Consider the following 25,055-nt stretch of genomic DNA (forward strand, 5'->3'; position numbering starts at 1 on the left):
CAGGAAGGGCCATGGGCAGTCTGCGCTGGCATCGGCCGCAGGTGTCGCGCACTGCACGGTGCAGGCGAGCATGCTTCAACGCTCAGGCGTCTGGTTGCATTCCTGCATCCATCCATTGCGGGCGATGCTTGCAGACGGTCAAACGTCCACGCAGTGGTGTAGACGTGCTGCTGCAGGGCGTGCTGCTGCAGGGTGGGGATGCCAGAATCGGCACATGTCGCTTCCCATCGCATCCGCCTCTGCTGCGTTGACCGCCCTGATCGAACGGGCCGTGGCGCGTGTCCGCCAGGCGCTGCCCGCCGGGCAGCCGCAGCCCGATGAGGCTGTCGGCCAGCAGCTGGCGCAGCTCGCGCTCGCCAGCGACTTCGCGCTGGAGACCCTGGCGCGTCAGCCGGCGCTGCTTGCGCATCTGGCACAGGCCGACCCGCCACCATTGCCGCTGCCCGTCCTGGACCCGGCGCAACCGCAGCAGTGGCCGGTGCAGCTGCGTCGCTACCGCGCCGCCGCGTCCACCCGGCTGGTGTGGCGCGATGTCTTCGGCCTGGACGGCGTGGAGGCCACCCTGGCCGGCACCACCAGCCTGGCAGAAACCTGCCTGCAGATCGGCCTGCAGGCGCTGGAGCAGCAGTTCGCCAGCCGCCATGGGCAGGTGATTGCCGACGACGGCAGCGTGCAGCGGCTGGTGGTGTTCGGCCTGGGCAAGCTGGGCGGCGGCGAGCTGAATTTTTCGTCGGACGTGGACCTGGTGTACGCCTACCCGCAGGGCGGCCAGTCCGACGGACCACGCCCGCTGGCGGCGGAGGAATATTTCGCGCGGCTGGGTCAGCAACTGGCCAAGCTGCTGGACGAAACCACCGCCGAGGGCTTCAGTCACCGCGTGGACCTGCGCCTGCGTCCATTCGGCAGTGCCGGGCGCGTGGCCTTGTCGTTTACCGGCATGGACCAGTATTTCCAGCGCGAAGGCCGCGATTGGGAGCGCTATGCCTGGCTCAAGGCGCGCGCGGTGGCGGGCGATATCGCCGCCGGCGAGGCCTGGCTGGAGAGCTTGCGGCCCTTCGTCTACCGCCGCTATCTGGATTTCACCGCGCTCGATGGCCTGCGCGAAATGAAGGCCGCCATCACCGCCGAGGTTGCGCGACACGACCGGCTGGACGACATCAAACGCGGGCCGGGCGGCATTCGCGAGATCGAATTCCTGGCGCAATCGCTGCAGTTGATCCGCGCCGGGCGCGAGCCGGCCCTGCGCGAGCGTCGGCTGCTGCCCGCGCTTAAGGCGCTGGTCGCTGCGGGCCAGATCGAACCCGATACCGGCGCGGCGCTGGCCGAGGCGTACCGGTTCCTGCGCCGGCTGGAAAACCGCCTGCAGATGCTGCGCGATGCACAGACCCATGCCCTGCCGCAGGCGCCGCTGGACTGCGAGCGCATCGCGCTGGGCCTGGGCTATGCGGATTGGCAGGCATTGCTGGACGCACTGGCACCGCATCGCGCGCAGGTGGCCGCCGAGTTCGCCGAACTGCTGGCACCACGCGTGCGCACCACCGCCCCCGATGCGCTGGCCGATTACTGGCGCGCGCTGCCCGATGGCGATGCCGCGCCGCTGCTGGGTATCGGGTTGCACGATCCGGGCAGCGCGCACCAGGTGCTGGGCGACTTTGCGCAGTCCTCCGGCGTGCGTGCCCTGTCCGACACCGCGCGTGCGCGGCTGGACCGCGTGGTGCCGGCGTTGCTGCATGCCGCCACCCGGGGCAGCCAGCCCGATGCGGCGGTACGGCGCATGCTGGGCCTGCTGCAGGCCACCTTGCGCCGCACCAGCTATCTGGCGCTGCTGGACGAACAGCCCAGCGCGCTTGCGCGGCTGGTGGACGTGCTCTCGCGCAGCGCGCTGCTGGCCGAGCGCCTGGCGGCCTATCCGCTGCTGCTGGACGAACTGCTGGACACCCGCATCGGCGGCGCGCTACCCGATCGTGCCGCGCTGCAGGCCGCCTGCGCCGACACCGTGCACATCGAGGACACCGAAGCGGCCCTGCGCGAGCTCAACGAACGCCGGCTGGCGCTGAGTTTCCGCATTGCGCTGGCCACGCTCGACGGCCGCCAGCAGGCGGTGGAAAGCACCCGCCAGCTGGCCTGGCTTGCCGAGGCAGTGGTGCAGACGGTGCTGCAGCTGGCGCGCAGGGAACTGTTGGCCGCGCACGGGCAGGTGCCGGGCGGCACATTCGCCATCGTGGGCTACGGCAGCCTGGGCGGGCTGGAGCTGGGGTTCGGCTCGGACCTGGATCTGGTGTTTCTTTACGACCACCCACGCGAGGTCGAACACTCCGACGGCAAGCGGCCGCTGGAAGCCGGGCGCTGGTTCGCGCGGTTGGCGCAAAAGGTGATGGCATTGCTCGCTGCCGAAACCGGCGCCGGCCGGCTGTACGACATCGATGTGCGGCTGCGTCCGGACGGCGGCAAGGGCGCGTTGGTGTCGTCTCTGGCCAGCTACCGCGAGTACCAGCGCGAGCGCGCGTGGACCTGGGAGCATCAGGCGCTGGTGCGTGCCCGCGCGGTCGCCGGCGATGCCGCGCTGTGCGATGCGTTCGCACAGGTGCGCCGCGACACGCTCACCCGCGTACGCGACGTCGCGCTGCTGCACGAGGACGTGCGCAAGATGCGCACGCGCATGCGCGCCGAACTGGATCGCAGCGATGCCGGGCGGCTGGATCTGAAGCAGGGCGCCGGCGGCCTGGTGGATCTGGAATTCCTGTTGCAGGCCGGTGTGCTGGGCCAGGCCGCGCAGCATCCGCCATTGCTGCAGGTGTGCGACACGCCCGCCTTGATCGATGCACTGGTGCAGGCGCAGTGGCTGCCCGGCGCCGCCGCGCAGGCGCTGCACGATGCGCATGCCACCCTGGTGGAGGCCGGGCTGGCCTGCACGCTGGACCGGCGCCCGCGCCTGATCGCGCCCACGCCGGCCATCCAGCACGCGCGCAGCAGCATCTTCAACGCTGCGCGTGCGCAGGGGCTGGAATTTCCCGCCGGCAAGGATGTGGCTGCGTTATAGGAGCGGGTTGTGGTCGGAAGGCTTTCCCGTCGATCTTCAGGCAGCTTTCCAGCCTGACAGGACCGGGCAACCGTTACGGCGGATGTTGCAGAGCGCCGCGAAGGATCGTGGGAGGCCGCGCGCCGGCAGTGACGCAAGCGCCGCTGCATCGCGTGTCAGGCATGCGGGCGCGGTGCACTGCGCCAGAGCAATGCGCGGAACGGCCCGAGCAGGAACACGCCCATGCCGAGCTTCACCGCCAGATCGCCCGCGGCCCAGCTCAGCCAGGGCAATGACGCACCGGCGAAGGCAATACTCCAGAAAATCGCGGTGTCCAGCGTGGCGCTGCAGGTGGTGGCCACGATCGGCGCGCGCCACCAATTGCCGTGCCGCAGCCGGTCGAACACGGTGATGTCGAGCAATTGCGCCGCGATGAACGCCGTGCACGAGGCAGCCGCGATGCGCGGCGTCGCCAGCCAAACCGACAGCAGCACCGCCAGTGCAAACCCGCACCAGGCCACCGTACGCGCGGCCCACGGCCCGAAGCGACGGTTGATCAGATTGCTGACCAGAAATGCCAGTGGATACGAGAATGCGCCCCAGGTCAGCCAGTCGTTGATCGGGTATTGCACCAGCATGTTGGACAGCAGCACCACCGCGCCCATCGCCAGCACCGCCCAGGTCAGAGCGCGGGCGGTGAGCGGTGCGAACTGCGGCGTGGGGGCAGTGGACATGCTGGTTGCGTGCAGGTGGTGCACCGATTATCCGCGTGCCGCTGCCGCCGGGCCAGCGCAGCGGCTGCGGTGAAGCGCGATGCCTGCGTTGCTCAGCGCGCAGATTCCGGCGGTGGAGACGCTCTGCGGCGATACGCCGCCGCAACCAGCAGCAGCGCCGCCAGCACGCACAACGCGCCGAACAGGTCGCCCACCCGGGTATACAGCGTGGCTCGTTGCGCGCCCACCGGGACGCTGACCAGTGCGCTGGCCCCGGGCATCGGTGCGCTGGCGGCCTGCAGCAGCACGCGGCCCTGCGCATCGCTGGCGATCAGCCAGCCTTCGCGCGCGCTGCGCACCACTGCATAGCCGTTTTCGACGCCGCGTAGCACCGTCATGTGCGCCGACATCCAGGCATCGTGATAGCCGAAGTCCCACGCCGGCACCAGCATCATCGCCGCGTTGCGCTGGCCATTGGCGCGTGCCAGCCGCGCGAACAACATGTCCTTGCAGATCGCCAGGCCAAACCGCGCATCGCCGATGGTCTGTAGCGCGTAGTGCGTGCCGGTGGCGTACTGCTGCGCGCGCTCCGGCGGTGCCAGGATGTGCTTGTCGTAGCTCAACACTTGCGTGCCCTGCGGATCGAACAGCCAGGCCAGATTGCGGGGATGTGCGCCGTGTTCGCCCACACCGACCACCAGCCAGAGCCGGTGCGTGCGCGCCAGCAACGCAAAATGCGCCTGCCAGCGCGCCAGCTCCGCCGTTGGCAGCACCGCGATCTTTTCCGGCAGCACCACCAGGTGTGCGCCTTGCGCGGCCAGCTCGCCGACCAGCACGTCGTAGCGGTTGCGGATCGGTTGCCAGTACGCCGGCGTGGCCGATGCGTTGATGGCCTCGTCGATGGAGGCCAGGCCGATCTTCATCGGCGTGCCCGTCGCCGGCGTCTGCAGCTGCCACAGGCCATAACCGCTGGCCGACGCCAACAGCAGCATGACGGTTCCCACCAGCAGCGCCGGGCGACGCACCCGGTGACCACGCCACAGCAGCAGCGCCAGCAGCGATGGCAGCAGGCACAGCACGAACAACAACCCGGACACGCCCGCCAATGAGGTGAGCTGCAGCAAGGGCAGCACCCCTGCCTGGCTATAGGCAGGGCTGCCCCAGTTGCCATCGGGCAGCAGCCGCGCCATCAGCAGATCCAGCGTGACCCACAGCAGCGGGTAGGCCAGCACACTCCAGCCATTGCGCAACCGCCGCACCAGGCGGCGCGTGCCCATCACCACCACATGCCACACCGCTGCCATGCCCAGCGTGGCGATCACGGCAGCCGGCAGCGGCATCACCACGGCGAAGTAGGCCGTGTAGTGCGTGGCGGCCAGCAGCGTGGCGATCGCCACCGCCAGCCGCGCCTGGCCGCTGCGTTCGATCGACAGGGCCAGCCATAGCAACGGCACCGGCGCCAGCCACGCCCACCACCATGCAGGCGTGAGACCGACCCCGAACCACAGCGCCGCACCGGCGGCGAGCGAGGCCGGCAACAGGCGTGACCACGGCATCGGCGCAGGCTGCACGATCGATTCCATCACCAGGGTGCGCGCAGTGTTCGCATGCCCGCCAACGCGGCGGCAGTGTCATCGGTCATGACGGCTTGCACGCGGGCGGCCTTGGCAGGGCGCGTCGCGTCGCGGAGTCACTGGCGATCGGTTGGCTGCGCGCGCTGACACCCAGGTGGTGCGGTGGTAGAGGCAAGACGTCAGGCGGTCACTCTGCGTGGCTGCACGTCGCGGGGCGGTGGCTGTGTTCTTTGCGGACGCGGTGATGAGTGAGGCCGTCAGGCACTGCCCATTGTCTGTCTGCTCCTTGGCCTCTTCGTCGACCAGCATCCTTGTGTTCGGCGCCATCGTCAGGCGTGTGGGTCAGGGCGACAGGCGCGCACGCACCTGCTCGGCGATGCGCGCGGTCTCGCGTACCGGGGGGATATCGGCTCCGGCGCCGAGAACTTCATCGGCGTCGTGTAACCGCTGGCGCTCCCGCAGTGCGTGTAGGTAGGAGCCCACGCGCCCGTTTGCCAGGTCGCCGAATGCCGCGGCCACCGGCACGCGCGTGGCGCAGGCTTCGGAGAGCAGGTTGACCGAATCGGCGGTGGCCACGATCGCGTCGGCCCAGCCCAGCAGGCCGGCATACGGGTTGGGGCCATCGCGCCCGTCGCACCACAGCAGATGCGGCAGGCCGGCGCAGGCGGCGCGCAGCGGGGCGATGGCGTTGGCTGGCGTGCGGCGCGAAAGGGTGACCAGCAGGCTGCCGCCCACCGCGCGCAGCTGCGCGCTCAAGCCTGCGCACAGCGCCGCCAGCGCCGGTGGCGTCCACGGCACCTGCGCGGTGGGCCCACCGACCAGCAGGGCCAGCCGCGGGCCGGGCAAGCCGCCCAGCGCGGGGAACGCGTCCCGCCCGGCCGCCAGCCAGGCATCGTCCACCGGATGCAGGCTGCCGAGCAGGGTGAGCACGTTCTCGCCGCGCAGCGCGTCGTGCTCGGGCACCACCAGCAGGTCCCAGTGGCGCGGATCCAGGCGCGGATCCAGGATCTGCACGCTGCGGCTGCCACCGGCGCGCAGCAGCCGGGTGGCCAGCGCTGCCTGCCGCCCGCAGCCAATGGCCAATGCAGGCGGCTGCTGCAGGTGCCGGGCGAACCCCGCGCCAAACGCCTGCTGCGCGCCGGGCAGCAGGCGCGGCGCGGCCCAGCGCCAGGGCGCGCGGGCATGCAGATGGATCGGCTCGAAGGCATCGGGGTGCAGCGCACGCGCCAGCGCTTCGGCCTGGCGCGCATTGCCGGCGCGGCCGTCGCTCAGCGCCCAGGTCAGCCCCATCGTTTCAGATCCGGCATAGATTTGTTTCAGATTGAACGCGTGTGGCGGCAATCGCGCCACTCTACACTGCGGGTCTTCACACTGGTGCCGACGTCGCAGCCTACCGTCGCACCGTCCCTTCTCCTGGAGTGCTCATGTCCGACTCGCTCAACGCCGCCGCACTGGATCAGCTGTTCCGCACCGCCCGCACGCAGAACGCGTTTGCCGACACGCCGGTCAGCCAGGACGTGCTGCGCGAGCTCTATGAGCTGGTCAAGTGGGGCCCCACGGCGGCCAATAGCGGCCCGGCGCGCTTCGTGTTCGTGACCAGCGCCGAAGGCAAGGCCAAGCTGAAACCGGCGCTGTCCGAAGGCAACGCCGCCAAGACCCTGGCCGCACCGGTGACGGTGATCGTGGCGCACGACGAAGACTTCCACGAAAAGCTGCCGTACCTGTTCCCGCATGCCGATGCCAAGAGCTGGTTCGACGGCCCGCGTGAAGGGCGCGCCGAATCGGCGTTCCGCAACGGCTCGCTACAGGGCGCCTATCTGATCCTGGCTGCGCGCGCGCTGGGTCTGGATGCCGGCCCGATGTCCGGCTTCGACAACGCCAAGGTGGACGCGGCGTTTTTTGCCGGCACGCCGATCAAGTCCAATTTCCTGATCAACCTCGGCTACGGCGACCCGGCCGGGCTGTTCCCGCGCTCGCCGCGCCTGAGCTTCGATGAAGCGGCGCGCTTTGAGTGACCTTCGGCAGTGCGCCGCGCCGCGCGTGATGCATCCGGTCTGACAGCAACGCTGCGGCGTGCCTGCCCGGAAGTGAGCGAGCGTCGTCATGGGAGCCACCCGGTGCCGTTTGCGATGTGTTGCTGCATGGCCGTATGTCGTCGATGCTCGAAAGCGGTGGATGTCACCTCCACTGCGCGTTCTGGGCCTGCCGTCCTTCGCCGTCTGCTCACTGCCGTGCAAGATAGGTTTGTTGTTTCCAGTGTCCTGCAGTCCTCGTCCGTCTGCATTTTTTGTCCCATCCGCGTTGATCCGACGCGTCTCTCATCACATGGAGTTCCAATGAAGACCACTCACAAGCTGTTGCTGCCGCTCGCCCTGACCCTGGCCATTGCCGCCTGCTCCAAGCCGGCCGACAACGCCGCCACTCCGGCCGCCGAGACCCCGGCCGCCACTGCGCCGACCGAGACCGCTGCTGCGCCGGCACCGGCCGCTGCCGAATCGACGGCCTCGACTGCACCGGCCGTGCAGGTCGCCTCCGGCACCTACACCCTGGACCCGAGCCACACCGACGTGATCGCGCAGTGGAGCCACTTCGGCTTCTCCAACCCGAGTGCGCACTTCGGCAATGTCGACGGCACCCTGGTGTACGACGCCGCCGACGTGACCAAGTCCACCGTGCAGGTCACCCTGCCGCTGTCCGGCTTGAACAGCTTCACCGCCAAGTTCGACGAACACCTGAAGAGCGGTGACTTCTTCGACGCGGCCAAGTTCCCGAGCGCCACCTTCAAGAGCACCAAGGTGGAGTCGGCCGGCAACAACAAGCTGACCGTCACCGGCGATCTGACCATCAAGGATCAGACCAAGCCGGTGGTGCTGGACGTCACCCTCAACGGTGCCGGCGAGCACCCGATGAAAAAGGTGCCGGCAGCTGGTTTCGATGCCACCACCACGATCAAGCGCAGCGACTTCGGCCTGGGCCAGTACGCCCCGAACGTCAGCGACGAAGTGAAGATCCGCATCACCACCGAAGCCCTGCAGGCCAAGGCGGGTGAGGCTGCCGCGGCGAAGTAAGCGCCGGCTGCCGACATGCCGGCGCGAGCAATCGCGCCGGTGCGTCATGCAATGGGTCAATGCGAAAGCCCGCCGATTGGCGCAATGCCAGTCAGTTAACGCTGATTGGCATTTTTCGTAGGAAACTTCGAAGTGCGGTTCTTGACGACTCTGGGGAAGCTTCGTTCGGTGCGGCGTGGTGGCAGCACGAAGTGCCTGGACTGTGCCAACAAGGCCGTCAGTTGCCTGGGCAGGGTGCCCGCCGAATCCAGGCTCGGGACCGCCAGCAGGTTGACGATGGCATAGCTGGCTGTGTGGAAGCTGATGCGCTGGGGCTCCACCTTGGCGTGAGCGGCCATCTCTCGCATCCAGCGCCGCAGCAGTGTGTAGGCGATCAGCACGCCCCACAGTTCCTGGCGCACCAGCGCGGGCTGCTTGCTGCGCAGTACCGGTTCGCCCTCCTGCAGCGATTGCTTGATCTCGCGGAATCCCAACTCGATCTCCCAGCGCTGGCGATAGAGCTCGGCCAAGGCATGGGCTGGATGCGTGTGGGGACACGGCAACGAGGTGATGAAGCGCCGTAGCCGCCCACCTACGCTGACCTCGATCAGGCGCGCCTGCCAGTGGCTGGGCAATTCCGGACGTGCCTTGCGCGCTTGTGGCGAGACCGGCATGCGGATGCGTGCATCGCCGGGCGCGAGTTGTTCGACGATCTCATGGCGCAGGTTGTCCCGGGCCCGCATCAGCCAGTGACGCTGCGTGCCCGCAGCCTGCCAGTCCAGCAGGAACGCGGCCGAGAAGTACGCTCGGTCAAATAGCGTCACCGAGTGGTCCTGGCCCTGCAGCTGCGCCGCCAGGCTCAGTTCACCGCAGTCCATGCCGCCGAGCTTGGCGTCGAGCAGCTCGTGGCTGTGGGTATCCATCAGGCAGGTGGCGCGAATCTGCGGCCAGGACAAGGGACCATGCTGGTTGCTGCAGCTGCCGAGGTCGGCTCGATTCTCCGCAGTGTCCGGTGCTGCCCAGACCACGCCGTCCACCGCCAGCACGCGCAGTGGCCGCTGCGTATCCACCGGTGTGCGGCTCCAGGCCCGGGTCAATAGACCGAACAGTTCGGCCAGGGGTTCTTCTCCCAGGCGCTGGCGGGCCTGCACGCTGGCACTCGGCGCGGGCAGCGCTTGTGCGTCCAGGCTCAGATCGAGCTGCTGCACCACCTGCCACAGTGGTCGGTCACGAAACAGCGCCAGTCCGATCACCAGCCACACGGCATGCTCGGCCGGCAGCTTGCGCCGCCGGATCGACGCCTTGCCGCTAGTCGCCAGCGCCTGCTCGATCCAGGCCGGCTCTATCAATGTGCTGAGTTGGTCGAGTCGATCAGGGACTCGCGGTAACGTCTCGCGCAGAGCGCTCGCAAACAGGCTCATCAAGCAAAAAAGGGAACGTGTTGAACACGTTCCCTTTTTACTGGATCAGCTCCCCTCGGGGCTTAACTGACTGGCATTGGCCGATTGGCGGGCTTTTGTTTGCGTGCGCAAAACGCGCTGTCACTCCTGGCCGCCGCCATGTAGGAGCGGCCCTGGTCACGAACGCGTTATCGACAGACTTGCCGATGCAGGCGGCTGTCTCGGCAAAGCCCCTCGCGCCCGGGTGCCTCTTACGCGGGGAGGCGGCACGCGATGATGCAGTGAGCACGCAAGCCCGTGTAGGAGCGGCCCTGGCCGCGAAGGCGTTATCGGCAGACTCGCCGACGCAGGCGGCTGTCCTCGGCAATGCCCTTCGCGCCCGGGTTCGCTCCTATGCAGGTAGGCGGCAAGCGAAGATGCAATGAGCACGCAAGCCATTACTCCGCTGTGGGGCTCGCCTTCCAATACCCCTTCGCGCGCACCCATTCCTTGTCCACGCCCATGTGATCTTCAATGAACTTGCGCATGGCACGGGCGCGCATCGATTCGGCACCGATCCAGTAGAACGTGTCGCCGTCGTGCGGCTCGTAGTCGCGCAGGCTGTCTTCCAGCAGTGTGCTGCTGGCTGCGTCGAAGCCATTGCGCTCCAGCCAGTACACATCCACGTCGGCGGCGCTCAGCAGTTCCTGGCGCTCGCCGGCGTCGGCCACTTCGATGAAGACCTCGGCGTGCATGTCCGCCGGCATGGCTTCCAGCCAGCGGCCGATCGCCGGCAGCGCGGTTTCATCGCCGATCAGCACGTAGTGATCGAAATCGTCGGCCACCAGAAACGAGCCGCGTGGGCCGCCGATGCACAGTGCATCGCCCGGTTGCGCCTGTGCCGCCCAGCTGGAGGCCACGCCGTCGCCATGCAGTACGAAGTCGATGCTGAGTTCGCCGGTTTGCGGATCGAACAGGCGCGGCGTGTAGTCGCGTCCGGGCGAGGGGAGGGCGCCTTCGTCATGGCGCGGGCCGTCGGCGGTCATCGTCGGCAGCACGAAGGCGCCCTCGGCATTGGGGAAGAACAGTTTGACGTGATCGTCCGGCGCCTCGCTCTGGAAACCGGCCAGTTCGCTGCCGCCGAACACGATGCGGCGCATCTGCGGCGTGACCGACTCGCAGCGCACCACCTGCACGGTACGCAGGCGCAGATCGCGGCGGATTTGGGTGTTGGTATGCAGTGCCATGAAGTGCAGTTCCTGGAGATACGTTGCAGATGCGTGGTTGTGGAGGTGGGAGCTTAGGAGCAACACTGACGAGGTAACAAACAGGCCAGTCACCAGCGACTGACAGCGGCTGTCAGCGATTCCTTCTCCCATTGGGACACTGTCCTCCTTTATGGGGGAGAAGCTGCCCCGTGGGGGCGGATGAGGGGGCGGGCGAAGCCGCGCGCAGTTGCAATACCGCGTGGCTTCGCCCGCCCCCTCACCCCAACCCCTCTCCCGAGGGGAGAGGGGCGTAATGCCCGGCGTCTGAATGCTGTGGTGATTTTGAAATTGCATTTTGATTAGGACAGACAACCAAGCCACTGCAAAAGGGACAAGATCGCAGGGGCAAACTCGCAAACGGCGCATCCACCGCCATTGCTGCACGCCACTCGCATTAGCAACGCAACCTGTCGCAGTGACGTAGCCGCAGTCACCTGTTTGTCGTCGCCAGGCACAGTCACGCTGGCATCGCCCTGACCTTGGATCCACCGCAGCGCACCCACTCAGCCGTCATCGCGCTCCATGCCGTCGGCGGCGGCGTTGAGTAATGCCGCAATGCGGGCAGTTTCTGCCTCGCTCCACTGCCCGTGCCGTGCGAACAGGCCGTGCTTGATACGGTGAATCGCATCGCGAATCGGTGCCGGGGTCTGTGCCTTGATCAATGCGCGTGCGCGCCGATGCGTGCGTGCCAGCGCCGCGTCGAGCGCATCGCGTTGCTGCGCGACATGCTCGCGGCCGGCGTCGGTGACCTGATAGCACTTGCGGCCGTCACCCAGCGAGGTCTGTACCCAGCCATCGGCTTCCAGCTGCGCCAGCGCGGGATAGATCGCGCCCGCACTTGGGGTGTACAGCCCTTTGAACAACGCGCCGATCTGCCGCATCAACTCGTAGCCATGGCGTGGTTGTTGTTCGATCAGTGCCAGCAGCAACAGGCGCAGATCGCCGTGTTCCAGCGGGCGCGCGCCGCCGCGCCCAGGTGCACTGTCGGCTAGCGCATCCAGCTCGGGTGGGCCGTGACGGCGGGAACGCATCGTTATTCGATATATCGAATCCTGCGGAAACGATATATCGAAGCGGCGGGCATCGCAAGCGCCCACCTGTCGTCTGGCTGACCGGCTGCAGTCATCGGCGCCGGCCATGCTGCAACGCGGCTAGACAGCGCCAAAATGCATAATTACGATGTAATTACTTCGACATTACGGGCTCGGCCCGGTGAGGCGAGAGCGATGAGTCGACAGTGGGACACCCAGGCCGAAAGCCGCCGCCAGCGCCTGCAGCGCGGCGCGGCGCTCGCGCCCCACGGGCGGGTGGTGGCGGCCGATGACGTGGTGGCGCTGCTGGAGGCGGTGATCGAACCCGGCGACCGGGTGTGCCTGGAGGGCAACAACCAGAAACAGGCCGACTTTCTTGCGCGTTGCCTGACCGAGGTGGACCCGGCCCGCGTGCACGACCTGCACATGGTGCAGTCGGTGCTGTCGCTGGCCGCGCATCTGGATGTGTTCGAACGCGGCATCGCCAGGCGGCTGGATTTTTCGTTCTCCGGCCCGCAGGCCGCGCGCCTGGCCGGGTTGGTGAGCGAAGGGCGCATCGAGATCGGTGCCATCCACACCTACCTGGAATTGTTCGGCCGTTACTTCATCGACCTCACGCCGCGCATTGCGCTGGTCACCGCGCAGGCCGCCGATCGCCACGGCAATCTCTATACCGGCCCCAATACCGAAGACACGCCGGTGATCGTGGAGGCCACGGCGTTCAAGGGCGGCATCGTGATCGCGCAGGTCAACGAAATCCTGGACACCTTGCCGCGCGTGGATATCCCTGCCGACTGGGTGGACTTCGTCACCCAGGCGCCCAAGCCCAATTACATCGAACCGCTGTTCACGCGCGACCCGGCGCAGATCTCCGAGATCCAGGTGCTGATGGCGATGATGGCCATCAAGGGCATCTACGCCGAGTACGGCGTGGAGCGCCTCAACCACGGCATCGGCTTCGATACCGCCGCCATCGAACTCTTGCTGCCCACCTATGCCCAATCGCTGGGGTTGAAGGGCAAGATCTGCCGGCATTGGGCGCTCAACCCACACCCGGCATTGATACCGGCGATCGAATCGGGCTTTGTCGAATCGGTGCATTCGTTCGGCTCGGAGCTGGGGATGGAGGCGTATATCGCCGCACGCCCGGATGTGTTCTTCGCCGGTGCCGACGGCAGCATGCGCTCCAACCGCGCACTGTCGCAGACTGCCGGCCTGTATGCCTGCGACATGTTCATCGGGTCCACCCTGCAGATCGATCTGCAGGGCAATAGCTCCACCGCCACGCGCGACCGCATTGCCGGCTTCGGTGGCGCGCCCAACATGGGGTCGGATGCGCGCGGCCGCCGGCATGCCAGCGCTGCCTGGCTCAAGGCCGGGCGCGAGGCCGCACGGCCCGGCGAAATGCCGCGCGGGCGCAAGCTGGTGGTGCAGATGGTGGAAACCTTCCGCGAGCACATGGCGCCGGCCTTCGTCGACACCCTCGATGCCTGGGAACTGGCCGAGCGCGCCAACTTGCCGCTGCCGCCGGTGATGATCTATGGCGACGACGTCAGCCATGTGCTCACCGAAGAAGGCATCGCCAACCTGTTGCTGTGCCGCACGCCGGAAGAACGTGAGCAGGCGATCCGCGGCGTGTCCGGTTACACCGCGGTGGGCCTGGCGCGCGACAAACGCATGGTGGAAAACCTGCGCGACCGCGGCGTGATCAAGCGCCCGGACGACCTGGGCATTCGCCCGCGCGATGCCACGCGCGATCTGCTTGCCGCGCGCACGGTCAAGGACCTGGTGCGCTGGTCCGGTGGGCTGTACGACCCGCCGAAACGTTTTCGCAACTGGTAGGGCAGAGCATGGAAACCCTTCGCTATCGTTTTGACGGCCAGCGCGGTGCGGGCACCGGTCTGGAGCATGCGCTGGTGGGCGTGGTCGCCTCCGGCAACCTGGAAGTGCTGGTCGAGCGCGTGCCGCTGGATGGCGCGATGGAGATCGAGATCCTCACCGCCGCGCGTGGCTTCGGCACGATCTGGCAAGCGGTGCTGGACGACTTCGCCGCGCGCCAACCGCTGCGCGATGTGCGCATCAGCATCAACGATGTCGGCGCCACCCCGGCGGTGGTGAGCCTGCGCCTGGACCAGGCCATCGATGTGCTGCAAGGAGCCGAGGCATGAGCCGCATGCACCGCACAGATACACATACAGATATCTCAGTAGCAACGCACCCGGGCGCAACGGGCTTGCCCGGTATCGCCTCGCTCGCGCCCGGGTGCGCTCCTGACCAAGTCAGCCGGAGCCGCACATGAGCACCACCGTTCCCATGGCCGAGCGCAGCTATTACGAAGCCGACGCGCGCGAGCGTATCGACGGGTTGCTGGATGCCGGCAGCTTCAGCGAGTTCGTCGGCCCGCGCCGCCGCCTGGTCAGCCCGCATCTGGCGCAGCTCGACGTACCGGGCGCCTTCGATGATGGCGTCATCGTGGGGCAGGGCACGCTGCAGGGCCGCAACGTGCTGATCGCCGCGCAGCAGGGCGCCTTCATGGGCGGCGGCGTGGGCGAAGTGCACGGCGCCAAGCTCACCGGCCTGCTCGAACGCGCAAGCGCCACGCGTCCGGACGCGGTGCTGCTGCTGCTCGATACCGGCGGCGTACGCCTGCATGAGGCCAACGCCGGCCTGATCGCCATCTCCGAAGTCATGCGCGCCACCCTGGACACCCGCGCCGCGGGTATCCCGGTACTGGCGCTGATCGGCAGCGGCAACGGCGCGTTCGGTGGCATGGGCATCGTGGCGCGCTGCTGCAGCGCGGTGATCATGTCCGAAGAGGGTCGGCTGTCGCTGTCCGGCCCGGATGTGATCGAAACCGTGCGCGGCGTGGAGGAGTTCGACGCGCGCGACCGTGCCCTGGTGTGGCGCGTCACCGGCGGCAAACACCGCTATCTGCTCGGCGAAGCGCGCACCCTGGTGGCCGACCGAATCGCGGCCTTCGCCGATGCTGCGGCCAGCACGCTGGACACGCTGTCCGAACCGGACGGCGATGCCGCCTTGCAGGCGCTGGAGCGCGCGCATCAGCACTTGTGCGCGCGCATCGACGCGTACGGCGATTGCCGCGACGGCCTGGAGATCTGGACGCGGCAGGGCATCGCCAATGCACAGCGCCTGCCGCTGCTGGACACCGACGCCTTCCTTGCCGCCACCGCAGACCGGAGCACGCCATGGAACTGAGCCAGTTACTGGACCAGCTGTTTCCGCTCGGTCACGCCATCACCCGCAACGACGATGTCCTCACCGGCAGCGCCACCACCGCCGCGGGCGAGGTGACGGTGATCGGCACCGCCAACACGCTGGAAGTGGGCGTGGATCATGCCCTGGCGCTGGCCGCCACCGTGCTGGCCAGCACCCGCGCACATCCGCAACGCCCCATCGTGATGCTGGCCGACACCGCCGGGCAGCGGCTGGCGCGTCGCGACGAATTGCTCGGCATCAACGGCTATTTCGCGCATCTGGCGCGCGCGCTGGATCTTGCGCGCAAGCGCGGCGCGCGGCTGGTCACGCTGGTCTATGGCGAAGCGGTCAGCGGTGGATTCCTGTCCTTCGGCCTGATGGCCGACCGCATCCATGCCTTGCCGAGCGCACAGGTCCGCGTGATGGATCTGCGCGCGATGGCACGGGTCACCAAGCAGCCGGTGGAGACCTTGCAGGCGCTGAGCAAGCGTTCGCCGGTGTTTGCGCCGGGCGTGGAGAACTACGTGCGCATGGGCGCGGTGGACGCGCTGTGGGACGGCGATCTGGCGCAGGCGCTGCTGGAGGCGCTGGCTGCGCCTGTCGATGGCGACCAGCGTCGTGCACGCGGTGCGCAGCGCGGTGGCCGTACCCTCGCGCACGATGTCGCTGCTGCCGTGGCAGCGGGGCAGGCCTGACATGGCCGGCCGCCACGCCCTGGTGTGGTTGCGCCCTGCGGCGCAGTGGCAGGCGCTCACGCCCGGTGCGCAGCCGCGGCTGCAGCAATGGTTTGCTGCCGGCCTGCCGGCGGTAGTGGCGCGCCGCGACGGCAGGCAGGCACCGGGCAGCATGCGCCTGGGTGTGCCGTTGCCCCCTGCTGAGGACAAACAACGCCTGTCGTTGACTGTACGCGTTGACGATATTGCGCGCTGCACGGCGCCGCTCGCACTGGACGCCGTGCCCGCGCACGCCCCCGATACCGCGCAACCGGCCTTGCAGGCGCTGCTGACGCAATGCCAGGCCACTGGCTTGCGGCCGCGCGTGTTCGGCAGCTTCGCCTGGCAGGCGTTGACCGGCCTGGCCTATGTGCACGCGCACTCGGATCTGGATCTGCTGTGGAGCGTCGAAACACCCGAACAGGCGCATGCCGTAGTCGCGCTGCTGCAGCGCTGGGAACAGCGCCATGGGCAGCGCGCAGATGGCGAATTGTTGCTGCCCGACGACATGGCCGTGAGCTGGCGTGAATACGCTGGCAGTGCGCAGCAGGTGTTGGTGAAGTCCAGCAACAGCTGCCGCCTGCTGCCACGGGCTGCCCTGTTCCCGGTCTGGAGTGCGGCATGAAGACGCAGGCGAAGCGCAGGCATGACGTCGAAAGTACCGCCGTGCAGCGTGACGCTGCGCAGCCGAAGACGTTGCTGCCGAGGCTGCACCTTGCAGAACACGCGATGAGTGAAGCGTCGCAGGCGTCGACATTCGTTGCCGCATGCAGTGGACATGAGCTTGTGTATGCCGATGACCGAAATCGGCCCGTCGCAGCGCAAACTGCCGCAGCGTCGGTGCAGCTGAGTAACAACGCATCGCCAGTGCAGCCGCGTGCGTTGCGCACCGTGGTGTGCGATCACGCAGCATTGCACCATCCGCCTTCGTCCTCCGGTCAGGTCCGCGCCAGTCCGCTGGCACATCGCCTGGGTCGGCTCGCGGTGGGCGCGCTGCATGCCGAGCTCGCATGCGCTCCCAAGCCGGGCCTGGTCACGCCGTTCGATAGCGGCAGCCACACCGACATGGACGCGTCCAGCTTCCTGCGCAGCCTGTTTGCATTGCGTGGCTATTTTGTCGCCATCGCCCAGGCCGGTATCGACAACGCGCCCCTCGCTCGCCTGCGCGATCTGGGCATCGCCGCCGAGGCCGCCATGCTGCGTGCCACGGGCGGCATCAACACGCACCGTGGCGCTATCTTCAGTCTTGGCCTGCTCACCGCACAGTCCGCGCGCCTGCACGTTGCACAGCGTCGGCCGCCGGTTGCCGATGCCGTCTGTCAGGGCGTGCAGGTCTGGCGCGAGGCCCTGCTGGCCGCGCCGCTGGATCCGCGCAGCAACGGCCAACGCATGCGTGCGCAGCACAAGGTCAGCGGTGTGCGCGAGCAGGCCGCGATGGGTTACCCGCTGCTGCGCGAAGTGGCGCTGCCGGCCTTGCGTGCCCGGCTTGCGACCGGCGCCACGCAGGAGGCCGCGCTCGCGCACACCCTGATGCAGTTGGTCGCACAGGTCGACGATCTGAACCTGCTGCATCGCGGTGGTGCCGATGGATTGGCGTATGCCAAGGCGCAGGCAGCCCGCTTTATTGCCGACGGCGGCACCATGCAGCCGAACTGGCGCGATCAGCTCGCTGCCATCGGCAGTGGCTTCGTCCAGCGGCGGCTCAGCCCCGGCGGCAGTGCCGATCTGTTGGCCTGCGCGTGGTTTCTGTATTGCCAAGAGCGCGCATGAGCAGAAATCCCCATCCGCGCCGTCTCAGTGCACGTGTCGTGGCAGAGCGTGCGAGCAGTCGTATCGCACCACCTACTGCTGTGCCGGGTGCCGTCCTTCTCCCGTCTACGGGAGAAGGTGCCCGAAGGGCGGATGAGGGCAGCTCTGGCAGACACCGTCCGACCACAGCGCACCGAGCAACGCCATGAGCCTGGCCATTCTCTGCCCCGGCCAAGGCGGCCAGCACCCGGAGATGTTCGCGCAGGTGGCGGATGCACCGGCTGCGGCTGAGGTCGTTGCGCTCGCGGACACGCTGCTGGGCACATCGTCCCAGCGTCTGGCATCCGATCCCGGCCGCTATGCCAATGCCATCGCCCAGCCGCTGGTGTGCGCAGCGACGCTGGCGCAGTGGCAGGCGCTACGCCAGCAATTGCCGGCGCCCTTGATGGCGCTGGGCTATAGCGTTGGCGAACTCGCCGCGCACGCCGTGGCCGGTAGCATGGAGATCGCCACCTGCCTGCAGCTGGCCGCCACCCGCGCCCGCCTGATGGATGCCGCCAGCCCCGCGCACGCCGGGCTGATGGCGGTGGTCGGCCTGCCGCTCACCACGCTTGAAGCGCTCTGCAACAGCCATGGCGCCGCACTTGCCATCATCAATGGCGACGACCATGCCGTGCTCGGTGGCCCACGCGCCGCGTTGCAGGCGCTGGGCGCTGACGCGCAAGCACGTGGTGCGCGCACCACCTTGCTGCCGGTCAGCGTGCCCGCGCATACGCCGTGGCTGCGCGAGGCAGCCGATGCGTTCGCAATCGAATTGAACAAGGTGGCAGTGCGCGCGCCAGCGCTGCGCGTGCTGGCCGGTATCGATGCGCGCGCGGTCACCACGCCGGCGCTGGTCATCGACAGCCTGTCGGCACAGATCGCGCAGACCGTGCGCTGGCGCGACGTGCTGGTGCAGGCCACCGAACGCGGTGCGCGCGTGTTTCTCGAACTCGGCCCGGGCAGCGCATTGGCGCGCATGGTGCGCGAGGTCGTACCGGAGTGCGAAGCACGCTCGGTCGATGAATTCCACAGCACCCACGGTGTCGTGGAGTGGGTCGCCGCCGCGTGCGAGCGCGCGGCATGAAGGACTGGCAGGTGGCATAGACGGCGTGACCCTTGGATGGCGGGTGGCCATCCGTGCTGTACGCGAATCAGGTGTCTGGGAGGGCGCATGACCCCGCAAATTGCAACGATTCTTGGCTTGGTTGTCATGTTCATCGTGGCCACCGCATTGCCCATCAACATGGGTGCGGTGGCCTTCGCGCTGGCGTTCATCGTCGGCGGGGTGTGGGTGGGTCTGGACGGCAAGGAGGTCTTGGCCGGCTTTCCCGGCGACCTGTTCCTGACCCTGGTCGGCATCACCTATCTGTTCGCCATCGCGCAGAAGAACGGCACGATCGATCTGCTCGTGCACTGGGCGGTGCGCGCGGTCCGCGGGCGCATCGTGGCCATCCCGTGGGTGATGTTCGTCGTCACCGGCCTGCTCACCGCCTTCGGTGCACTGGGGCCAGCGGCGGTGGCCATCATCGGCCCGGTCGCGTTGCGCTTTGCCAAGCAGTACCGCATCAATCCGTTGATGATGGGCCTGCTGGTGATCCATGGTGCGCAGGGCGGCGGCTTCTCGCCGATCAGCGTGTATGGCGGCATCACCAACAAGGTGGTGGAAAAGGCCGGGCTGGATGTCACCGAAATGGCGGTGTTTCTCACCAGCCTGGGCTTCAACCTGATGATGGCGATCATCTGCTTCTGCGCCTTCGGCGGGCTCAAGCTGATGCGCCGGCAGGAGATGTCGCTGGCCGATGCGCAGTACGTGCCGGTCACCGGCGATCAGGCCTCGCAACGCCGCTTCGCCATCGAAGGCCATGGTGCGCTGGTCGCTGCCGGTGGCGGTACCTTGTCCACCGATCCACTGGCCTTGGAGGCGGTGGCAATCACCCGCGACCGGGTCATCACCCTGGTCGGTCTGCTTGGCCTGGGTGTTGCGGCGCTGGTCTACAACCTCAATGTCGGCCTGGTGTCGATCACCGTCGCGGTGGCGTTGGCGCTGATCTCGCCGAATGCGCAGAAGGGTGCCGTGGACGGCATCAGCTGGTCCACGGTGCTGTTGATCAGCGGTGTGGTGACCTATGTGGCCGTGCTGGAAAAAGCCGGCGCGGTGGACTACATCGGCACCGGCGTCTCGCAGATCGGCATGCCGTTGCTCGGCGCGCTGCTGGTCTGCTACGTGGGCGGCATCGTGTCCGCATTCGCCTCGTCGGCAGCGGTCCTTGGCGCCACCATCCCGCTGGCGGTGCCGTTCCTGATGCAGGGCCATCTTGGCGCGGCCGGGGTGATCTGCGCGTTGGCCGTGTCGTCCACCATCGTCGATGTCAGCCCGTTTTCCACCAATGGTGCGCTGGTGGTGGCCTCGGCCGCCAAGGAAGAGCGCGACGGCCTGTTCCGCCGCTTCCTGGTCTACAGCGGGCTGGTGGTGGTGTTGGGGCCGCTGGCGGCGTGGCTGTTGTTCGTGGTGCCGGGTTGGCTGTGACGCCGGCGGCATCGGGCAGGGTCCGGGGGTGCGCCGGTAGAATGGGCGCCCCCGCTCCGCTACCGACGACCTGCCCACCATGACCCTCGCCCCTGATTCGCGCAGCGCCAAGAAGCGCGTACCGCTGTACGAGGAAGTGGCAGAGCGCCTGCGCCAGAAGATCTACGACTACGCATTGCCGCCGGGCGAATGGATCGACGAGCCAGCGCTGGCCGAAGAGCTCGGCATCAGCCGCACCCCCTTGCGCGAAAGCCTCAAGCTGCTCGCGGCCGAAGGCCTGGTGCAGTTGGACGCCGGCCGCGGCAGCCGGGTCACGCGGCTGACGCTGGAAGACCTCAACCAGCTGTTTCCAGTAATGGCGATGCTGGAAGGCCGCTGCGCACACGATGCGGTCAAGCGCATCGATGCGGCCGGTGTGCAGCGCCTGGAAGAGTTGCATGCGGCGATGGAGGCCTCGGCCGCCTCCGGCGATCTGGCCGAGTACTACCGCAACAATTATCTGATCCACGAAACGGTGCAGCACTACGCCGGCAATCCGTGGCTGATCCGCGTCACCCACGACCTGCACCGCATCCTCAAGATGCATCGCGGACGGCAATTGCTCACGCCGGGACGCATGGCGCAATCGCTGGCCGAGCATCGGCAACTGATGGAGTGCGTGCGGCGCGGCGATGCGGAAGGTGCCGAGCGCACCATGCACGGGCATCTGCTGAGCCAGGGCCAGGCGCTGGCAGCCTACGTGGCGGCTGGCGGCATGTTGAATGTACCGGCGCCGTTGCCGCGCTCGGGCGGGGTGTAGTCGTCTGCTTAAGCGGGGCGGAAGGCACGCGCAAGGACACCCTGCGCGCGTACGTGCTGTCGAAACGGGCGTTCGCTTGGCGAGCGACCAACCGGATGCTTGCGGCGAAAGACGTAACGGCTAGACCGCTGCCGGACAGACCACAGCGCCGGCACGTCCAGCCCCAGCCGCCGCCGCCACGTCCTTCTCCCACCTGTGGGAGAAGGTGCCCGAAGGGCGGATGAGGGCTGCGCCTGGTGCTAGCGCATGCCCAAGGCAAGCAAGTCTTCCACACGCTCGATCAGCTGCGTTCCGGCCAATCCGGCAAATACCTCCGGATGCGCATAGCCCCAGGCGACCGCGGCGAATGGCAGGCCCAGCACCTGGGCCGCTTCCCAATCGGCGACCTGGTCGCCCACATAGATCGCCTGTGCCGCTGTGTGCGATGTGGCGCGCAGCACGCGGCGCAGGGCGCGCTGTTTGCCCAGCAGATGCGCGCCGCCTTCGATGAGGGCGAACTTCGTACTCAGCTCCTCGCCCAGCACGCGTTGCACGTTCTCTGCCGAGTTGGACGACACCACCGCCAGCCGCGTCCCCCCGGCGTGCAACGCACTGACCGTCTGCGCAATGCCGGGAAACAACGCCGCCGGCGGTGCGGCGCGCATCAGGCGGATGAAGTCGGCCGCCACCAGCGGAACCTTCCAGGCAGGCAATCCGGACTGCTTGATCAGCGCGCGCGTGCTCAACCTGCGCGCGGCGTCCACTTCATGCGTTTCGGCCGCGCGGAACCCGTGCCGCGCGGCCAGGTCGCGCTGTGTGCTCAGGAAGAAGCCGAACGAATCGGCCAGGGTGCCGTCGAAATCGAAAATGATCAGTGCAGGCATGGCAACGCGCAGGGCAGGGCGCCATAGCCTAACCAACCCGCCCCGCAGCGCCCACGCACACACGTCCCCACGTGTATGCGCAGGCGATGCAAGCGCTAGGCTTCGGCGAAGTGCGGCACGATCGGCGCGTCGCCCTGCGCGCTCTGTTCGATCACCTTGCGCTGCATCGCCGCCAGATAGGCGTCCAGCTCCTCGGTGGAGGCGAACACATCGCTCAGCGGCACTGCCTTGACCATGTCGAAGACCTTGCGGATCTGTGGTTGCGGGTGCGACACCAGCACCTTGCCCTGACGCGTGGCCAGCGCCTTGCGCGCCTTGAAGATGCTGCGAATGCCGGCGCTGGAGATGTATTCCAGTGCGGCCAGGTCCAGCACCAGGGTGGTGATGCGGGTGCCCAGCAACGGCGACAGCGCCGCGTCCAGGTCCTGGTAGGTATGGGTGTCCAGCCGCCCGGTCAGGATGACGCGTTGACGGGTGTCTTGTGGCGGGTCGATCTGAATGGCGAGCGTGGTCATGACAAAGCCTCGGGGACAGGGGCGTACGGGTGCAGCAGGGTGATGCGCACGATGTTGTATGCACCATCGCGGCGGTAATCGATGTGATCGGCGAACTGATGCACCAGAAACAACCCTAGCCCGCCGATCTGCCTATCGTCGAGCTCGCCGGTCACATCGGGCATGGCGGCGCCGCAGGGGTCGAAGGCGGTGCCAGAGTCGTGCATCTCCAGCACCAGCGCCTGCGGGTCGAGCTGCAGCTGCAGGCGCAGCGGTTGCTCCGCGCACTGGCCGTGGGTGAGCGCATTGCAACCGAGCTCTTCCACGATCAGCCGCACCTGGCCGATCCGTTCGGCATGCAGGCCTTCGCGCGTCAGCGAATCTTCCAGCGCGTCGTTGGCGCCGGCCAGTTGGGCCAGCGACGGGGCGATGGCCAGATCGAGCTTCATGGGGTCGTTGCCTTTCCGGGACGTTCCCGGCCAGCCTCTGCCACCCGTCCAGCATGCTCCTGCCGCAGCCGGATCGCCAGCAGGGTGATGTCGTCGTAGGGGTCGGCCTTGCCGGTGAAGTGGGCGATGTTGGCAATCACCGCCTTGCATTGCGCCGCCGCGCTGCGGCGTGGCCGCAATGCGCCGATCAGGCGCTCCAGCCCATAGCTGGCGCCATGCTCGTCCATCGCCTCGGTCACCCCGTCGGTATAGCCCAGCAGGGTCTGCCCAGCGCTCATGCGCCCCTGCAGCACCGGGTACGCCACCTGTGGCTCGATCCCCAGCGGGGCGCCGGTTTCCAGCGGCAACGGGTAGGCCTTGCCATCGATATCGATCAACAGCGGCGGCTCGTGCCCGGCGCTGGCCAGCCAGTAGTCGCCGCTCACCACATTGATCAGCCCGCACAGCACGGTGGCGAACATGCAGGTGTCGTTGTTTTCGGCCAGGCGGGTGGAAGCGGCGATCAGGATGCCGTCCGGGCGCGTGTGCCGGCGCGCGGCGATTTCCAGCACGCTCACCGCGCGCGCCATGAACAGCGCCGCCGGCACGCCCTTGTCGGAGACATCGCCCACCACGAACCACAACAGGCCCGGCTCGGTCTCGAAGAAATGGTAGAAATCGCCGCCCACCGCCTTGGCCGGCTCCAGCCAGGCGCAGGTTTCCAGGTGCGAGCTGGCACGGTCGAAGGTGCGCCCGGACGGCAGCATCGCCTGCTGGATCTCGCGCGCAATCTGCAACTCGCTGTGCATGCGCTCGCGCGCGGCGGTCATCTCGCCGATCTCGGCAATATGGTGGCGGATCGCATCGCGTGCGCTATCGAAGGCGCGCGCCATCACCCCCACTTCGTCATCGCGTTCGATGTGCCGCAACGGGTATTCGAATTCGCCGCGCCGGAAATGCTCGGCGGTGTCGGTCAACTCTTCGATCGGCCGTGTCAGCGAGCGGGTGATCCGCCGCATCAGCCACCACCACACCACCGCCCCCAGCAAGGCCGCTACCGCCACCCAGGTCGCCAGCCAGTTCAGGCCCGACAGTACATAGGCTTCGGAGGCAGACAACACGAAGGTCCAGCCACTATGCCCCACCGCCGCGCTATGGGTCAGAAAGCGCTCGCCATCGGGCGCGGTGTGCGAAAACGAGATCGGCTGGCCCGCTGCCACCGCGCGTTGCAACGGCCGCAGATCCGGCCGCGAGCGTGTGACATAACCGTCCAGCGTGCGACGCAGGTTGAGCGCCGGGTCCGGGCTGAGCACCAGCATGCCTTCGGGCGACAGCAGCATCGGCTGGATGCCGATATCGCGCGGCAGCTGGTCGATGATCTCGCGCAGATGCTGCAGCGGCAGGTCCACGCTCACCATGCCCACCGGCGCCGCGTCCGGCGCATCGCCGGGCCGCCGCAAGGGCAGGTTGTAGCTGGTGTACAGCGCGTTGCCGCCATTGCTGTTGAGATACGGCTCGGACCACCACGCCCGGCCATCGCGCTGGGTGCGCTGGTACCACGGCATCGCGCGGTAGTCGTAGCCCACCTCCAGCGCAGAGCGCTCCACGATGCGCGTGCCATCGCGGTGCACGTTCCAGACAAAACCGGCGTCGCTGGCCTTCTGCGTGCGTGGTTCGATGATCAGGCGCGCCGCACCGATATCCAGGTCGCCGCTGAGCGTGGCCAGCAGCAGTGCGCGCAAGTTGAATGGTTGCAGCCCCACCGCGCTGCTGCTGGCCGCCAGCGTGCGTCCGCTCACCTGTACCGAATCCAGCATCGCCGCCAGGCTGCGCGCCGTCTGTTCGGTCAGCCCGTCCACCTCAATACGTGCCGCCTCCACCAGCTCCGCGCGCGCACCCAGGTAGAACACCGTGCCCAGCACCGTGAGCAACACCACCAGCAGCGCGGTGGCGGCCAGCAGCACCCGCACGCGCAGGCTGTTGCGCCAGTGCACGCGCGGGGTGACCGGTACTGGCGGGGCGCTGGCCTCGGGGCGGGCGACGGAGATGACGATGACACGCGCTCCCTGGCGGCTGGTACTGCCGATCATGGCACTTTTGCCCCGCGCAGCAAGGTATGCAAGCGGCCTCGTCCTCATCTGCTCCTCATTGACCCTGCGGGCCCAGCCGCACTAGATTGGCGGCCCAACTGCC

22 protein-coding genes are annotated in these 25,055 nt (G+C 67.9%); 12 read left to right on the forward strand and 10 right to left on the reverse strand.

What is annotated here, in order from left to right; translation table 11 throughout:
* The first annotated feature begins 214 nt into the window (after positions 1-214).
* Entirely contained in the window at positions 215-3,040 is a 2,826-nt protein-coding gene (gene glnE / locus HG421_RS00865) for a bifunctional [glutamate--ammonia ligase]-adenylyl-L-tyrosine phosphorylase/[glutamate--ammonia-ligase] adenylyltransferase (protein WP_168968400.1), read from the forward strand.
* Positions 3,041-3,195: 155 nt separating this feature from the next.
* On the opposite strand, the gene HG421_RS00870 is transcribed toward glnE, so the two are convergent.
* From HG421_RS00870 to HG421_RS00880, 3 genes are all read right to left on the reverse strand, one after another.
* The gene (locus HG421_RS00870; RefSeq protein ID WP_168968402.1) at positions 3,196-3,753 is read right to left on the reverse strand and encodes a VUT family protein; all 558 of its coding nucleotides are present in this window, start codon (positions 3,751-3,753) and stop codon (positions 3,196-3,198) included.
* Positions 3,754-3,845: 92 nt separating this feature from the next.
* Entirely contained in the window at positions 3,846-5,315 is a 1,470-nt protein-coding gene (locus HG421_RS00875; RefSeq protein ID WP_168968404.1) for a nitrilase-related carbon-nitrogen hydrolase, read from the reverse strand.
* Between the two features lie 333 nt (positions 5,316-5,648).
* Positions 5,649-6,596, reverse strand: a complete 948-nt coding sequence (locus tag HG421_RS00880; protein WP_168968406.1) for a mitochondrial fission ELM1 family protein — start codon at positions 6,594-6,596, stop codon at positions 5,649-5,651.
* Between the two features lie 134 nt (positions 6,597-6,730).
* Here HG421_RS00880 and HG421_RS00885 point away from each other — a divergent pair, with 134 nt between their 5' ends.
* Both HG421_RS00885 and HG421_RS00890 read left to right on the forward strand, forming a co-directional pair.
* Positions 6,731-7,321, forward strand: a complete 591-nt coding sequence (locus HG421_RS00885) for a malonic semialdehyde reductase (RefSeq protein WP_168968408.1) — start codon at positions 6,731-6,733, stop codon at positions 7,319-7,321.
* Between the two features lie 321 nt (positions 7,322-7,642).
* Positions 7,643-8,374: a YceI family protein gene (locus HG421_RS00890; RefSeq protein WP_168968410.1), complete on the forward strand. Its 732-nt coding sequence runs from the start codon at positions 7,643-7,645 to the stop codon at positions 8,372-8,374.
* A gap of 95 nt (positions 8,375-8,469) precedes the next feature.
* Here HG421_RS00890 and HG421_RS00895 read toward each other — a convergent pair whose 3' ends face one another.
* The 3 genes from HG421_RS00895 to HG421_RS00905 all read right to left on the reverse strand — a co-directional run bounded on the left by HG421_RS00895 (position 8,470) and on the right by HG421_RS00905 (position 12,031).
* The gene (locus tag HG421_RS00895) at positions 8,470-9,774 is read right to left on the reverse strand and encodes an IS4 family transposase (protein WP_168968412.1); all 1,305 of its coding nucleotides are present in this window, start codon (positions 9,772-9,774) and stop codon (positions 8,470-8,472) included.
* 416 nt (positions 9,775-10,190) lie between these two features.
* Positions 10,191-10,979 (reverse strand): siderophore-interacting protein, encoded by a 789-nt coding sequence (locus HG421_RS00900; RefSeq protein WP_168968414.1) that lies wholly within the window; start codon positions 10,977-10,979, stop codon positions 10,191-10,193.
* A 524-nt stretch (positions 10,980-11,503) separates the two neighbouring features.
* A complete protein-coding gene (locus HG421_RS00905) occupies positions 11,504-12,031 on the reverse strand; it encodes a PadR family transcriptional regulator (RefSeq protein ID WP_168968416.1) in 528 nt (175 codons plus the stop codon).
* A 195-nt stretch (positions 12,032-12,226) separates the two neighbouring features.
* On the opposite strand from HG421_RS00905, the gene mdcA reads away from it, so the two are divergent.
* The 9 genes from mdcA to HG421_RS00950 all read left to right on the forward strand — a co-directional run bounded on the left by mdcA (position 12,227) and on the right by HG421_RS00950 (position 21,077).
* Positions 12,227-13,873, forward strand: a complete 1,647-nt coding sequence (gene mdcA / locus HG421_RS00910; RefSeq protein WP_168968418.1) for a malonate decarboxylase subunit alpha — start codon at positions 12,227-12,229, stop codon at positions 13,871-13,873.
* Positions 13,874-13,881: 8 nt separating this feature from the next.
* Positions 13,882-14,199 carry a malonate decarboxylase acyl carrier protein gene (gene mdcC / locus HG421_RS00915; protein ID WP_168968420.1) on the forward strand — a complete coding sequence of 106 codons (318 nt, stop codon included), beginning with the start codon at positions 13,882-13,884 and terminating at the stop codon, positions 14,197-14,199.
* Positions 14,200-14,326: 127 nt separating this feature from the next.
* Positions 14,327-15,247, forward strand: coding sequence for a biotin-independent malonate decarboxylase subunit beta (locus HG421_RS00920; protein ID WP_168968422.1), 921 nt, complete (start codon positions 14,327-14,329; stop codon positions 15,245-15,247).
* Positions 15,238-15,942 (forward strand): biotin-independent malonate decarboxylase subunit gamma, encoded by a 705-nt coding sequence (gene mdcE, locus HG421_RS00925; protein ID WP_168968424.1) that lies wholly within the window; start codon positions 15,238-15,240, stop codon positions 15,940-15,942. Before HG421_RS00920 ends, mdcE begins: the two co-directional genes overlap by 10 nt.
* Before the next feature lies 1 nt (position 15,943).
* Positions 15,944-16,585, forward strand: a complete 642-nt coding sequence (mdcG, locus tag HG421_RS00930) for a malonate decarboxylase holo-[acyl-carrier-protein] synthase (RefSeq protein ID WP_168968426.1) — start codon at positions 15,944-15,946, stop codon at positions 16,583-16,585.
* A 161-nt stretch (positions 16,586-16,746) separates the two neighbouring features.
* Complete coding sequence (gene mdcB, locus HG421_RS00935) at positions 16,747-17,730, forward strand: triphosphoribosyl-dephospho-CoA synthase MdcB (protein ID WP_429001931.1); 984 nt, start codon at positions 16,747-16,749, stop codon at positions 17,728-17,730.
* A 184-nt stretch (positions 17,731-17,914) separates the two neighbouring features.
* Positions 17,915-18,835 carry a malonate decarboxylase subunit epsilon gene (gene mdcH / locus HG421_RS00940; RefSeq protein ID WP_168968428.1) on the forward strand — a complete coding sequence of 307 codons (921 nt, stop codon included), beginning with the start codon at positions 17,915-17,917 and terminating at the stop codon, positions 18,833-18,835.
* Between the two features lie 87 nt (positions 18,836-18,922).
* Complete coding sequence (locus HG421_RS00945) at positions 18,923-20,278, forward strand: SLC13 family permease (protein ID WP_168968430.1); 1,356 nt, start codon at positions 18,923-18,925, stop codon at positions 20,276-20,278.
* Between the two features lie 79 nt (positions 20,279-20,357).
* Complete coding sequence (locus HG421_RS00950) at positions 20,358-21,077, forward strand: GntR family transcriptional regulator (protein WP_064507493.1); 720 nt, start codon at positions 20,358-20,360, stop codon at positions 21,075-21,077.
* 239 nt (positions 21,078-21,316) lie between these two features.
* Here HG421_RS00950 and HG421_RS00955 read toward each other — a convergent pair whose 3' ends face one another.
* From HG421_RS00955 to HG421_RS00970, 4 genes are all read right to left on the reverse strand, one after another.
* Positions 21,317-21,940 (reverse strand): HAD hydrolase-like protein, encoded by a 624-nt coding sequence (locus HG421_RS00955; protein WP_168968432.1) that lies wholly within the window; start codon positions 21,938-21,940, stop codon positions 21,317-21,319.
* 95 nt (positions 21,941-22,035) lie between these two features.
* Positions 22,036-22,455, reverse strand: coding sequence for an STAS domain-containing protein (locus HG421_RS00960; protein WP_168968434.1), 420 nt, complete (start codon positions 22,453-22,455; stop codon positions 22,036-22,038).
* On the reverse strand, positions 22,452-22,883 hold the full coding sequence (locus HG421_RS00965; RefSeq protein WP_168968436.1) for an ATP-binding protein: 432 nt from the start codon (positions 22,881-22,883) through the stop codon (positions 22,452-22,454). The genes HG421_RS00960 and HG421_RS00965 overlap by 4 nt, the downstream gene beginning before the upstream one ends.
* On the reverse strand, positions 22,880-24,952 hold the full coding sequence (locus HG421_RS00970; protein ID WP_343204223.1) for a SpoIIE family protein phosphatase: 2,073 nt from the start codon (positions 24,950-24,952) through the stop codon (positions 22,880-22,882). The genes HG421_RS00965 and HG421_RS00970 overlap by 4 nt, the downstream gene beginning before the upstream one ends.
* Between the last annotated feature and the right edge of the window lie 103 nt (positions 24,953-25,055).

This window comes from Xanthomonas campestris pv. badrii, from assembly GCF_012848175.1.
GTDB classification, from domain to species: domain Bacteria; phylum Pseudomonadota; class Gammaproteobacteria; order Xanthomonadales; family Xanthomonadaceae; genus Xanthomonas; species Xanthomonas campestris_C.